This window comes from Actinoplanes sp. M2I2, from assembly GCF_023544445.1.
In the GTDB taxonomy this organism is placed as follows: domain Bacteria; phylum Actinomycetota; class Actinomycetes; order Mycobacteriales; family Micromonosporaceae; genus Actinoplanes.
In genome coordinates, this window is the sequence record NZ_JALPVJ010000034.1 from 1 (window position 1) to 12,279 (window position 12,279).

Annotated in this window: 12 protein-coding genes; 2 read left to right on the top strand and 10 right to left on the bottom strand. The window is 72.5% G+C overall.

Features of this window, described 5'->3' with window-relative positions; all coding sequences use genetic code 11:
• Positions 1-193: 193 nt before the first annotated feature.
• The gene (locus HJC40_RS41440) at positions 194-1,576 is read right to left on the bottom strand and encodes a DNA polymerase IV (RefSeq protein WP_250009173.1); all 1,383 of its coding nucleotides are present in this window, start codon (positions 1,574-1,576) and stop codon (positions 194-196) included.
• A gap of 331 nt (positions 1,577-1,907) precedes the next feature.
• Here HJC40_RS41440 and HJC40_RS41445 point away from each other — a divergent pair, with 331 nt between their 5' ends.
• Together HJC40_RS41445 and HJC40_RS41450 are read left to right on the top strand one after the other, a co-directional pair.
• Positions 1,908-3,185: an MFS transporter gene (locus HJC40_RS41445; protein ID WP_250009174.1), complete on the top strand. Its 1,278-nt coding sequence runs from the start codon at positions 1,908-1,910 to the stop codon at positions 3,183-3,185.
• 72 nt (positions 3,186-3,257) lie between these two features.
• The gene (locus tag HJC40_RS41450; RefSeq protein ID WP_250009175.1) at positions 3,258-3,932 is read left to right on the top strand and encodes a hypothetical protein; all 675 of its coding nucleotides are present in this window, start codon (positions 3,258-3,260) and stop codon (positions 3,930-3,932) included.
• 88 nt (positions 3,933-4,020) lie between these two features.
• Here HJC40_RS41450 and HJC40_RS41455 read toward each other — a convergent pair whose 3' ends face one another.
• Genes HJC40_RS41455 through HJC40_RS41495 form a run of 9 tightly spaced genes read right to left on the bottom strand, consistent with a single transcriptional unit; the run spans position 4,021 to position 12,039 of the window.
• Positions 4,021-5,067: an MSMEG_0565 family glycosyltransferase gene (locus HJC40_RS41455; RefSeq protein ID WP_250009176.1), complete on the bottom strand. Its 1,047-nt coding sequence runs from the start codon at positions 5,065-5,067 to the stop codon at positions 4,021-4,023.
• Entirely contained in the window at positions 5,064-5,888 is an 825-nt protein-coding gene (locus HJC40_RS41460; RefSeq protein WP_250009178.1) for a carbon-nitrogen hydrolase family protein, read from the bottom strand. The genes HJC40_RS41455 and HJC40_RS41460 overlap by 4 nt, the downstream gene beginning before the upstream one ends.
• 2 nt (positions 5,889-5,890) lie before the next feature.
• Positions 5,891-6,712: a carbon-nitrogen hydrolase family protein gene (locus tag HJC40_RS41465; protein ID WP_250009179.1), complete on the bottom strand. Its 822-nt coding sequence runs from the start codon at positions 6,710-6,712 to the stop codon at positions 5,891-5,893.
• Positions 6,709-8,070 carry an MSMEG_0567/sll0787 family protein gene (locus HJC40_RS41470; RefSeq protein ID WP_250009180.1) on the bottom strand — a complete coding sequence of 454 codons (1,362 nt, stop codon included), beginning with the start codon at positions 8,068-8,070 and terminating at the stop codon, positions 6,709-6,711. Before HJC40_RS41470 ends, HJC40_RS41465 begins: the two co-directional genes overlap by 4 nt.
• A complete protein-coding gene (locus HJC40_RS41475; RefSeq protein WP_250009181.1) occupies positions 8,067-9,119 on the bottom strand; it encodes an MSMEG_0568 family radical SAM protein in 1,053 nt (350 codons plus the stop codon). Before HJC40_RS41475 ends, HJC40_RS41470 begins: the two co-directional genes overlap by 4 nt.
• Before the next feature lie 4 nt (positions 9,120-9,123).
• Positions 9,124-9,636 carry an MSMEG_0572/Sll0783 family nitrogen starvation response protein gene (locus tag HJC40_RS41480; RefSeq protein ID WP_250009182.1) on the bottom strand — a complete coding sequence of 171 codons (513 nt, stop codon included), beginning with the start codon at positions 9,634-9,636 and terminating at the stop codon, positions 9,124-9,126.
• Between the two features lie 12 nt (positions 9,637-9,648).
• Entirely contained in the window at positions 9,649-10,452 is an 804-nt protein-coding gene (locus HJC40_RS41485; RefSeq protein WP_250009183.1) for an amidohydrolase family protein, read from the bottom strand.
• Positions 10,453-10,465: 13 nt separating this feature from the next.
• Positions 10,466-11,764, bottom strand: coding sequence for an MSMEG_0569 family flavin-dependent oxidoreductase (locus HJC40_RS41490; RefSeq protein WP_250009184.1), 1,299 nt, complete (start codon positions 11,762-11,764; stop codon positions 10,466-10,468).
• Positions 11,761-12,039 (bottom strand): MSMEG_0570 family nitrogen starvation response protein, encoded by a 279-nt coding sequence (locus tag HJC40_RS41495; RefSeq protein WP_250009185.1) that lies wholly within the window; start codon positions 12,037-12,039, stop codon positions 11,761-11,763. Before HJC40_RS41495 ends, HJC40_RS41490 begins: the two co-directional genes overlap by 4 nt.
• Between the last annotated feature and the right edge of the window lie 240 nt (positions 12,040-12,279).

The following is a 12,279-nucleotide window of genomic DNA, read 5'->3' on the forward strand; positions in this document are numbered from 1 at the left end:
GTCAAACGCGCCATCAGCAAATACAACGCCCGCGGCCCGAACATCGACCGCGCCACCTACCAAGCCACGATAGAGATCAACATCCTGGCCTTGACACCAACCACCCAGCCCTAACTGAACGGCGTTGCTTCTAGAACAACGCCGATGGCGGGGACCCGGCCGGGCTCCCCGCCATCGCCGTCCGCCCCGCCGATCAGGCCGGGCCGGCGGATTCGGGCGCAATCGGGACCGCTGTCCAGTCGGGTGGGTCGGCCGGGTGGAGCCGGGCGTCGTCGACGGCGAAGGTGTGCACCCGCCCGGGCCCGGTGGTGGGCCCTTCGAATCGGACCGTGACCCGGCTCAGACCGCTGCCCCACACCCAGCCGGCCCCGTGCTCGTCATGGTGGACGTCCTGCCCGGGACGCCACAGGGCCGTGACCGGATCGGCCGCCGCGACCGGCGCCGGTTCCGGGCCCGCATCCTCCGGCACACCGCCTTCAGGCTCCGGCGGCGCGGCCGCGCTGAACAGGTCGTCCTGCGCGAAGTCGGTCAGCGTGGTGACGCCGACGCCCAGCAGGCGGATGCCGGAGGAGGTGTCGACGTCGGTGAGCAACCGGCGGGCCAGCTGAGCGATCGGCCGGGGATTGTCGGTGGGCTGGTCGCGGGTGGCCGAACGGGTGATCGTGGTGAAGTCGTGGTGGCGGATCTTGACCGTGACGGTGCGCCCGGAGAGGCCGGCGGTTCGCAGCCGGCCACCCACGCGGGCGGCAAGCAGGTCGATCTCCTGGTTCAGGCGGGTGCGGTCGGTCAGGTCGACGCTGAAGGTCTCCTCGGCCGACACCGATTTGGCTTCGCGTTCGGTCACGATGCCGCGGTCGTCGTCGGCGCGGGCCAACCGGTAGAGGCCGGCGCCGTGGGCCTGGCCGAACCACTCGAGCAGGTCGGGCAGCGGCACCTCGGCGAGCCGGCCGATGGTGTGGACCCCGGCCCGGCGCAGCCGTTCCTGGGTGGTCGGCCCCACCCCGGGGAGCCGGCCGACCGGCAGGGGGCCGAGGACCTCCCGTTCCGCACCGGCCGGCACGACGGTCAGCCCGTCGGGTTTGCGCAGGTCGGAGCCGATCTTGGCGACGAGTTTCGAGGTGGCCGCGCCGACCGAGCCGGTCACCCCGCCGGTGGCGGCCGCGATGTCGGCCTTGAGGCGGCGGGCGATCGCGGTGACGCCGGACGGGGACAGGTCGTGGTGACCGGGGGCGGCCAGGTCGACGTACGCCTCGTCGATGGAGACCTGCTCCACCGCCGGCGACAAGGTGGCCAGCACGGCCAGGAACACGCTGCTGGTCTTCTGATAGGCGGCGAAGCGGGGCGACAGGAACGCCGTCCCGGGCGGACACCGACGGCGGGCCTCAGCCGTCGGCATCGCGGAACGGGCACCGTACGCCCGGGCCTCGTACGACGCGGTCGCGACGACACCGCGGCCGGCCACCCCGCCGACGATGACCGGCCGTCCGCGCAGCGAGGGCTTGTCCCGCTGCTCCACCGCCGCGAACATCGCGTCCAGGTCCACATGCAGGATGCTCGGCTCGTGCCTCACCGCCACCGCACAACCCGCCGCTCCCCCACGGCTCCAGTATCGCCGACCGGCCGAGCTCAGCCGGGCACCCGGCCGCCGCGTCGGGCAGCGCTTCGTCTCCGGGCGTGATAAGAGTGAGGCTGTCGCGGAATCCCGTCCGCCGAGGGAGATGAGGGGCACTGATGTCGACAACGATGACCGGAGCTTCCGTCCGCCCCTTGGTGACCGCGGTCGCGAGCCGGTAACGCCGCGCCGGTAGCAGCGAAGTCAGCACACCTCCCGGTCGCCGGGGCGAGATGACAGACGTCGTCGGCCCGTGGCGCTGTCTGGCGCCTCCGTTCGTCCCGGGAGTTCCGCTGTGCCCGCTCGTCCCCTGCTTCATGTCCGTGCCCTGTTCGACCGAAAACCGCGCCGGTCAGGGCGGCCGCCGAACGCCGCTGATCAGACCGTCGACCGGAACGTCCGCCAGCTGAGCTGGTTCAACTTCTTCGGCGACTTCCGCCTGTACGGGCCGATCATGGTCATCTACTTCGCTCAGGTCACCGGCTCGTACACCGCCGCCGCCAGCCTCCTGGCGGTGAAGAAGCTGTCCTCGGCCGCCTTCGAGGTCCCCACCGGGGTGCTCTCCGACCGCCTGGGCCGGCGCGGCACGATGATCGCCGGCGCCGTCGTCATGGTGACCGCCCACGTCGGATACGCCGGCGCCCCGGGATACGGCCTCCTCCTGGCCGCCGTCGTCCTGGAGGGGCTGGCGACCGCCCTGTGGAGCGGCAACAACGAGTCCCTGCTGTACGACACGTTGCTCCAAGCCGGCCGGGAGGAGGAGTTCCCCCGGCACTCGGGCCGGGTCAACTCGATGTTCCAGATCGCGCTGGCCCTGGCCGCGGCCCTCGGCGGCGTGATCGCCGGCGTGTGGTCGCTGCGGACGGTGGTCGTGCTGTCGGTCGTGCCGCAGGTGCTGTGCGTGCTCGTCGCGTGGCGGGTCCGGGAGCCCCGGGTGCGCGGTCCGCTGGAGTCGAACGTGCTGGCCCATCTCGGGTCGGCCGTGCGCGCCATCCGCCGTAATCCGGTGCTCCGCCGGATGACTCTGGTGTCGGCCCTCCGGTACAGCAGCGAAAGCGCGGCCCAGCTGTCACCGGCGTTCGTGGCCGGGCTGTGGCCGCTCTGGGCGCTGGGACTGTGGCGCACCTTCGGCCACGGCGTAGCCTTCGTCGGCTTCCGCATCAGTGGCCGGGTCATCGGCCGGGTGGGCGCGGCCCGCACGCTGCTGTTCGGTGAGCTGTTCGACAACGTGGCCAATTTCGTGGCCCTGATCAGACCGACCGTCGTGTCGCCCGTGCTGCTCGGGTCACCGGCCTACGGCATGTCGACGATCGCCCAGCAGACTTTGCTGCAACGCGAGTTCACCGACCGGGAGCGCGCGACCATGGGTTCGCTCGCGGCCCTGCTCGGCAGCGTGCTCTACGGGCTCGTCGCCCTCGGAGCCGGCCTGGTGACCGATCGCTGGGGCATCGTCGCGGCGTTGTTCGCGATCCAGGGGGTGCTGCTGGTCGCCCTCCCGCTCGCCTGGTGGGTGCACACGCACGCTTCCCGGCCCACCGGCACCGCGACGGGCGGTGACCCCAAGGACACCTAGCCCACGTGGCTGGGAGCCGCCGCCCTCGGTGTGGGCGGCGGCCCGCCCGGCCGGCCCGCAGTGGAGCCGGCCATGACTGAAGGTGGAGACCCTGCGAATGGGCCCGACGACAGCGGCGGTCAAGACCCGCGAACGTTACTGATTCTGTCTGTCTCGACCGCGCTCGGCATGCTCGGCGTCATCGCCGACTTTCGCGGCGCCCTTCCGGAGAAATTGCTCACACCCTTCGCCTTCATCTGGGTCATATTCGGCGTCAGCGTCGGGTTGTTTCTGGTTTTCCGGGCCGACCGTGGTCAGCAGTGGGTGACGGCTGTCGCGGTGGTCGCGCTCGGCGCATCGCTGCTGCCGCCGGCGTACGAGTTCGGCACCCGGTTTCGCGCCCCCGCCGAAGCGACCGGCACCGACCGCTATGTCGCCATCGACTCCGATCTGGATGGGGCGCGCGTCGCCGGGTCGGTGAATCTGCGGGGCCGCTCCGGTGAGTTGCGGCCCGGCGAACGGGTATGGGTTCTCATCCAGCCGTCCGACAGCGATTTTCTCTACCCGCAAGGCTGGTGTGATCTGTCGAAGACACGATGGGTGTGCGATGGCACGAAGATCGGCGATGAAACCGACAGTTCTGAGCTCGAGTTCTCCGCGGTTGCCGTCATTGTCGATGCCGCCGGTTCACACACGTACGGCAGCTATGAGGAATGGATCGTCGAATGCCGTGTGCATCTTTCCCGGGCCCGATGTGCAGGCGCGTGATCAGGGTGGTCGGGGGCGGCGGATGCTCAGCCGGGGCGGCCTTCCGCCCGGACGAGGGCGACCCCATGCCGCGCCGCGACGGCATCGGTCACAGCGACTCGTAGAACTCAACGTGGCTGCGGGCCGCGGCCTCCCAGGTGTGGGCGGCGGCCAGGGCCCGGCCGGCCGCCCGGCGCGCCGGATCCGGCTCCTTGACCGCCTCGATCAGGGCGTCGGCCAGCGTGGCCGGGTCGGTGCCGTAGCCGACGGCCGCGCCGAAGACCTCGCGCAGGACCGGCAGATCGCGCACGACGACCGGGACACCGGCGGCCAGGGCCTCCATCGCGGCCAGGCCGAAGCCTTCCTTCGTGGACGGGAAGGCGAAGGCCGCCGCGCCCGCCATCAGCGACGGCAGGAAGGCGTGATCGACCGGTCCGAGGACCGTGGGGGCGACGTCCAGCGAGGCGGCCCGGGCGTCCCACTCGGCGCGATAGTCGCGGTAGTCGAACAGCGTCTCGCCGCCCGCGATCAGCAGGCGCAACGCGGGCAGCGACGAGCGTGTCGCGGCGTACGCGGCCAGCAGGTCCAGGGAACCCTTGCGCGGTTCGATGCCGCCGACCGAGAGCACGTACGGGTATCCGGCCAGGTGCGGCGCCGCCGAGGCGAAGCGGGCGTGGTCGACACCGTTGGGGATGACCGTCGCCGACAGGCCCCACCCCGCGCGGAGTTCGCCGGCGACCGCCGAGGAGACGCAGACATGGGCGTACGGGCGGATGATCGCCCGCTCGTGGCAGGCGATGAGTTCGGGGGTGGTGAACTGGTCGAGGTGGTGGACGGTCCGCACGCAACGGTCCACGGCGTTGGCGCTGATGCAGTCCTGGGCGTGCACCACGTCGTACGCGGAAGGGGTGAACGCCTCGCGCAGGAGCGTGATCGAGCGCCGGATGCGCTCGCCGACCGACTCGCCGTCGACGGCCGGGAACGGCACCACGGCCAGGCGCACCCGCGGGTCGACCGGGCGGAAGAAGCCACCGCCGCGGCCCAGCGTCCACACCGTCACGTCGTGCCCGAGGGCGGCCAGCGCCTCGGCCAGCGCGAGCGTGTGCACGACACCGCCGCGGGGACGGGTCGAATAGGTCAGCAACGCGATCTTCACCGGTAGGCCTCCGGGCGCAGTTCGGCGAGGTGGCTCAGCACGCGCCGGGCGTTGGCGATCTCGAGCGCGACGTCCAGTTCGGCCACCGCCAGACCGGCCTTGGCCCAGGTGCGCGCGAGGACGTTGCCGGCCGGGCCGACCACCTTGGCCTGGCCGAGGAACCGCATCCCGCCGGCCGCGCCGGTCTGGTTGGACGAGACGACGACGATCTGGTTCTCGGCGGCGCGGGCGCAGTCGTACAGGTCGAACAGGCGCGACTGCCGGTCCTGGGCCAGCTTGGGGGCGGCGTTGGTGATGCTGGCCGGCCACGCGGACAGGCAGGCCACGATCTCGGCCCCGTCGACGGCCAAGGTGCGCGCCGACTCGGGGAACGTCTTGTCGTAGTCGATGAGCATGCCGATCCGGCCGGCCGGGGTGTCGAAGGCCGCGAAGGAGTCCCCGGCGCAGTAGGCGACGCTCTCGGCCGCGGGCAGGTGGACCTTGCGGTGGCGGCCGAGCACGCCCGCGCCGGTCAGGCAGACCGCGGCGTTGTAGCGGTCGGGCCCGTCGGCCTCGCAGTAGCCGACGCAGACGACGAGGTCGCCGGCGGCCGCGGCGATCCGCTCGAACAGCGGGTCGTCCGGGGTGAGCGCGGGCGGGAAGGCCGACGGGTCGGGGTGGCGCAGGTCGGCCAGGTAGCCGCCGAGCGCGGCGTCGGGCAGCACGAGCAGGCCGGCGCCGGACGCGTGGGCGTCGGCGATCAGCTTCCCGATCCGGCCGAGGTCGTGCTCGAGGTTCCGGCCGAAGTGCGCCGCGGCCGCGGCGATCCTGGTCACCGTCATGGTCAAGCGAGGGCGTAGGTGCTCGGCCGGCGGTCCCGCAGGTGTCCCATGTGCCGGCGGGCGGCCGTCAGCGAGCCGGCGACGTCGACGGCCGCGACCGCCATCCCCGGGGCGCAGCCGGTGGTGGCCAGGACGTCCCCGCCCGGGTCGACGATCTTCGCGCTGCACACGAATCGCAACGAGCCGAAGTGCCCGGCCTGGTTGGCCGAGATCCACACGACCTGGTTCTCGAGCGCGCGGGCCCGGTCGAACAGGTCGAACCGCCGCGTCCACCGGTCGTCGGCCAGATCGGCCGGGGCGTTCGTCCGGCTGCCGGGCCAGGCCGAGACGCACACGATGATCTCGGCGCCGTCGAGCGCGAGCGACCGGGCCGACTCCGGGAAGGCCTTGTCGTAGCAGATCATCAGGCCGATCCGGCCCACCGGCGTGTCGAAGGCGGCGAACGAGTCGCCCGAGGAATAGCTGGCGTCCTCGCGCAACGGCTGGTGCACCTTGCGGTGGTTGCCGAGCACGCGCCCCTCGCCGACGCAGACCACGCTGTTGTAGCGGGTGCCGTCCCCGGCGTCCTCGCAGTAGCCGGCGCACACGACCATCTCGCCGGCCAGGTCGACCAGCCGCGCGATCTCGGGGCCGTCCAGGCGCAGCGCCGGGGGCAGGTCGGCCTGCCCGTCCAGGTCGGCCAGATATCCGCCCAGGCACGCCTCGGGCAGGGCCAGCAGGCGTACGCCGTCGGCCCGGGCCGCCTCGATCAGCTTGCCGGCCCGGCCGAAGTCGTCCTCGAGATCGCGGTCGAAGGCCTCCGCCACCGCGGCCACCTTGATCATGTCGCTGCTCCCATTCCCGTGACACCGCTGGTCACAGCGGTGGTGAGCTCCCCGTCGGGCCAGCGCAGGCGCACGCCCGCACCGGCCACCAACACGCCGCAGTCGGCCTGCGCCGCGGGCCCGGCCGAGGCCCGGCCGGGGTCGCCGGTCGTGAGCATCGCGAAGCCGGGGAAGCAGGTCAGCCAGTCCCCCATGCTCGCGCCGGACGGGCGCGGCACCGCCGCCACGTCCAGCACGGCGCCGCAGCCGCCGGCCTCGGCGAGCATGCCGAGCGTCCCGGCGATCCCGGCCATCGACACGTCCTTGGCCGCGGCCGGCCGCGCCGCCGCGACGTACCCCTGCATCTGCCGCAACTCGGCCGACGTCCGCCGGCTGGTCGAGTCCCATTGCCGCCCGTGATAGCCGGGCCGCCAGCCACCGCCGAGGTCGGCCGTGAGCCGTACGCGCTGACCGGGCCGGCCACCGCCGCCGGGCACCGGGTGTCCCGTCCGGCCCAGCGCCGTCGCCGACAGCGCCGCCGGCACGCCCAGCTGGGTGTGACCGCCGAGGATCGGGATCCCGTACGCCTCGGAGGCGCGCCGCAGGCCGGCCAGCACCCGGGCAACGAAGGCCGCGTCCCGCCCGCCGACCGCGTTGAGCAGGCCGACCGGGCTCGCGCCCATGGCCGCCAGGTCGTTGACGTTGACCAGCACCGCGCACCAGCCGGCCCAGTCCGGGTCGCGCTCCACCATGGACGGCAGGATGGCGTCGCAGGCCGCGATCAGATCCGACCCGGGCACCGGGGCTCCGTCGTCCCCGACGAAACCGGCGCCCCCGGGGTGCAGCCCGTCGAGCAGGGCGCCCAGCGGGTTCTTGGTCGCCGCGGCCAGGGCGGCGACCCGGCCGATGGGCCAGCGCATCAGGTGGTGCGGCCGGCCGGCCACGGTCACCGCCCGCACCGGCTGCCAGCCGAGCCGTTCGAACATGCGCCGGAACCGGGCCTGCACGGTGGCGTCGAAGCGCAACGCCCCGGCCTGCTCGGCGGCGGCGCACGCGGCCCGCACCAGGGCCGGCCCGATCCGCTGCGCCCCGCGCGCGGCCGGGTCGACGACCAGCCGCCCGCCCTGCCACCAGCCGAGGTCCGGGCCGTCCGTCGCGGGACCCAGGCGTACGCCGCCGAGCAACGCGCCACCGGCGTCTCGGGCCTCGAGCACGATCGTGCGCGAGTCGTCGTCCCGGTCGTCGCGGTCGCTGCCGTCGAACAGCCCCTGCTCGTCGACGAAGACCCGGGCGCGGAGCCGGTGGTAGTCCGCCCGTGACGACGCCGGCGAGATCAGGAAATGGGGCGCGCCCAGCAGCGCCGGGACGAGGTCGGTCATCCGCCGGCCGCCTGCAGCACTCCGCAGGCCCCGCAGGCCGCGCAGCCCGCGGCCTGGTCGGCGCCGAGCATCCCGGCCTCCCGCAGCAGCGCCGCCACCCGCTCCGACACGTCGCGGACGAGCGACGGCGACGGACCGGAAATGCCGTCGCGCCGGGCCAGCGTGCCCGCCATCGGCCGGAACGGCACGACGAACGGGTAGACCCCGCGGGCGATCAGCGCGCGGCAGCCCTCGACGAGCTCGTCGGGATCCTCGCCCAGCCCGATCAGCAGGTACGTCGAGACCTGGTTGCGGCCGAACACCTCGACCGCGTAGTCCCAGGCCGCCTCGTACTCGGCCATCGGCACCGAACCCTTGCCGGGCATCCACCGCAGCCGGAGGTCGTCGTCGAGGGCCTCCGCGTGGATGCCGATCGACACCGCGCCCGCGTCCCGCAGGTCACGGATGACGCCGAGGTCGCCCGGCGGTTCGATCTGCACCTGGATCGGCAGCCCGGGCACGGCCTCCAGCACGGCCCGCACCGAGCGCACCAGGTTGCGGGCGCCGCGGTCCGGGCCGGCGGTCGTGCCGGTGGTCATGACCATCTGCCGGACGCCGTCGAGCCGTACGGCCGCCTCGGCCACCTCGGCCAGCTGGGCCGGGGTCTTGGCCGCGACGGTGGCGCCGGCGCGGAGCGACTCCTCGATCGTGCAGAAACGGCAGCGCTGCTCCTCGGCGTACCGGATGCAGGTCTGCACCACGGTCGTGGCCAGCACGTCCTTGCCGTGCAGCCGCGCGATCTGCTCGTAGGCGACGCCGTCGGCGGTCCTCAGGTCGTAGAACCTGGGGCGGTGCACGACGGACAGGGACAGGCCGGTGTCCGACTCGCCGAGCCACAGGCGGTTGTCGCGTACCTCGTACGGGCTCGAGGGGTTGATCGGCAGGGCGGCGTTGCCACCGTCGATCACCAGGTGGCCGTCGTCGCTGGGACCGGCGCCCGCCGGCCGGCGCACGGGGGTGGGCACCCGCACGCCGCGCACGGCGAGGTCGGCTCGAACGTCGATGGACATCGGATCAGAGCTGGTACGTCGAGTTGATGATCGCGCCCTTGCGCGCGTAGTGGATCAGCGCGTCCTGGACGTCGAGCGGGTGCGTCGGGATGACGCCCTCGATGAGGTCCTCCTCGCGGGCGCCGTGCAGCGACAGCCCGAACCGGCAGCAGTACACCTTGCCGCCCTCGGCCATGAACGTCTTCAGCGAGTTGTTGATGTTGTGCTCGCCCGGGAACGCCGAGTTGCCGGTGGTCGGGAAGCCGCGGGTGGCCAGGCAGTTCAGCGAGCCTGGGCCGTAGAAGTAGATGGCCGCCTCGAAGCCCTTGCGCAGCGCCCGGGTGGCCTGCAGGACGGCGACGAAGCTGACCGACGACTCGTGCGCGATGCCGTGCACGAGGGTGAAGTAGCTCTGCCCCTCCTCGGCTTTGTAGTCGGGGAAGACCTTGGTGCCGCCGTAGATGCTGGAACCCTCGGCCAGGGCGGGGTGCGGGATCTCGTTGAGGCTCTTCTGCTCGAGGTCGGTCAGATCGGTCACGGTGATCTCCTTCTAGGCGTACAGCTTGTCGAAATTGGTCTTGAAGACGGCGTCGCCGAGCTCGCGCCCGGCCGCCGCGGCCTGGAGCCGGGCGAGCTCGCCGGCGTGGTCGCCCCACGGCTCGTCGCTGGCGAAGAGCACCCGGTCGGCGCCGAGGCCCCGATGGTCGATCTCGCGGGCCAGCCAGCGCGGAGCGAAGCCGATCGCCCAGGACAGGTCGGTGTAGACCTGCTTGCCGGCGGCGATCCAGTCGAAGAAGCGGCCGCCGATGAGCTTGATGTGGCCGCTCATCCCGCCGCCGAAGTGGACGAGATGGATCTTCACGTCGTCGCCGTGCCGATCCACGAGCTGCCCGACCTTGTCGATGTCGGACGCGGCGCCGGGCGAGGTGTGCACGTGGACCACGAGGTCGTGCTCGCGGGCGGCGGCGAAGATCGGCTCGAGACCGGGATCGTCGATGCCGCCGCCCAGCAGGAAGCTGATCTTGAGGGCACGGACGCCCGGCTCACCGGCCAGCTTCAGAGCCTCGGCCGTACGGGCGTGGTCGTCCGGCCGGGCGCTGACCCACAGCCCGCAGCGGATCCGGTCGTCGCGGTGGGCGGCCTCGACCACGAGCTGGTTGAACCCGAAGGCGACGTCGGGATCCGGCACGCCGTAATTGGGCAGGATCAGGGCGCGCTCGGTCTTCTCGCTGTCCAGATCCTTGATCAGCTCGTCGATCGTGGCCCGCGCGGTGACGTCCGGGCTGACCGGCGGCCCGCCGTAGAACGGGAAGGCCGGCAGCACCCCGAGGTGGCGATGGGCGTCGTTGGTCACGCTGAGCCTCGCATCATGCGGCCCACTCCAGGTCGGGATAGGTCTCGGTCGGGGTGCCGGCGAGCCAGCTGACGCCCTCGGTGACCTGGCGGCGGCGGGCCCGGCTGAGCTGGGCGGCCAGGTGCTCGGCGTCGCGGGCCACCCCGGCGAAGCGGCCCGAGCCCCAGGTGTGCTGCCACGGCAGGCCCAGGAAGTACAGACCGGGACAGCTCGTGACGCCGCGGTCGTGGGTCGGATAGCCACGGCCGTCGAAGACCGGCACCTCTATCCAACGGTGATCGCGGTGGAACCCGGTCGCCCAGACGACGGCGCTGATGTTCTCGATCGGCAGGCCGGTCGTCGGCACGCCGGGCGTCCACACCGGCTCGTACCGCTTCTCCGGCGGCGCCACGATCCCCGCGCGCTCGATGTAGGTGTCGATGGCGTTCTTGATGCCCTCGGCGACCGCGTCCGCGTTGTCGAGATTCCTCGCCAGGTCGTCACCGAACGTCGCGGTGACGCCGTCGACGTTGCGCAACCGGCCGTACAGCTGCATACCCTGCGTCGCGAACAGTCGCAGGTCGATGTCGCGCCCACCGCCCCGGCCGGTCATGTAGTGGTTGGCCCGCAGCCGCACCTCGTCCGCGTCGCCGAACTCGTGCACGCTCTTGTCGTAGTGGCCCATCTCCTCCAGCCACGCCAGCGTGTCGCGCCCCCGGTAGCGCCGGGCCGCCCGGGGCGCGCTGCCGACCGCGAGGTGCACCCGGCGGCCGGCCAGATGCAGGTCCTCGGCGATCTGACACCCGGACTGTCCCGTGCCGACCACCAGAACGTCACCGTCCGGCAGGCTCCCGGCGTTGCGATACTGCGAGGAATGCACCTGGACGACGCGCTGCGGGAACTTCTCGGCCAGCCGCGGCATCGCGGGCCGGTGGTAGCCGCCGGTCGCGATCACCACCTGATCGGCGGTCACCAGGCCATCGCCGGTGAGCAGTTCAAAAGCGTTCCCCGTACGCCGGAGCCGGCTCACCTCGACGCCCTCGCGCAGCGGCGGATCGAACCCGGCCGCGTACTTCTCCAGGAAGGTGACCACCTCGGCGCCGGCCATGAACCCGTCCGGGTCGTCGCCGGTGTAGGAGTACCCCGGCAACCGGCACTGCCAGTTCGGCGTGACCAGGCAGAACGAGTCCCACCGGCGATCGCGCCACTCGTGCCCGACGCGGTCCCGCTCGAACACCACATGGTCGGTGCCGCTGCGGCGCAGGTACCAGCTCATGCTCAGCCCGGCCTGCCCGCCACCGATGACGGCGACGCCGACGTGCTCCCGGCTCACGGCTCGATCCCTTCGACCAGGACGTCACCGGCGGGCTGGCGGGCGGCCCGGGCCTCCACCGAGGCGAGGCTGCGGGCGGCGTTGCCGCACGGGAACCCGTACGCCTTCCGCACCCGCTCGCTGGCCTCGGTCAGCGCCTCCCGGCTGGTCGCGACGAAGTCGCCGACCGCCATCCGCTGCCCGGCCGAGAAGAAGTCCTCGACCACGGTCGAGGGCGAATAGATCCGTTGCGCTTCGCCGTCCGGCCAGCGCACCAACACGTACCGTTCCGGCATGACGAAGACCCTCCACCGGCCCGTCCGCCCAGGTAGAGCGGCTGGTGATGGGTCTCAGTCAAGGAACCGCGCGTTTCCCCGGAGTTTCGTCCGGAACAATCCGCCGTTAGAAACACCTCACCTCGCGCGGCGATGACAGGCCTGTTACCGGCACGTTGTGCGGCTCTACGTTCCGGTTCGCCCGGACCGGCTCGGAAGCACCAGGCCGGCTCGGGAGGACCAGGCCGGCTCGGGAGGACC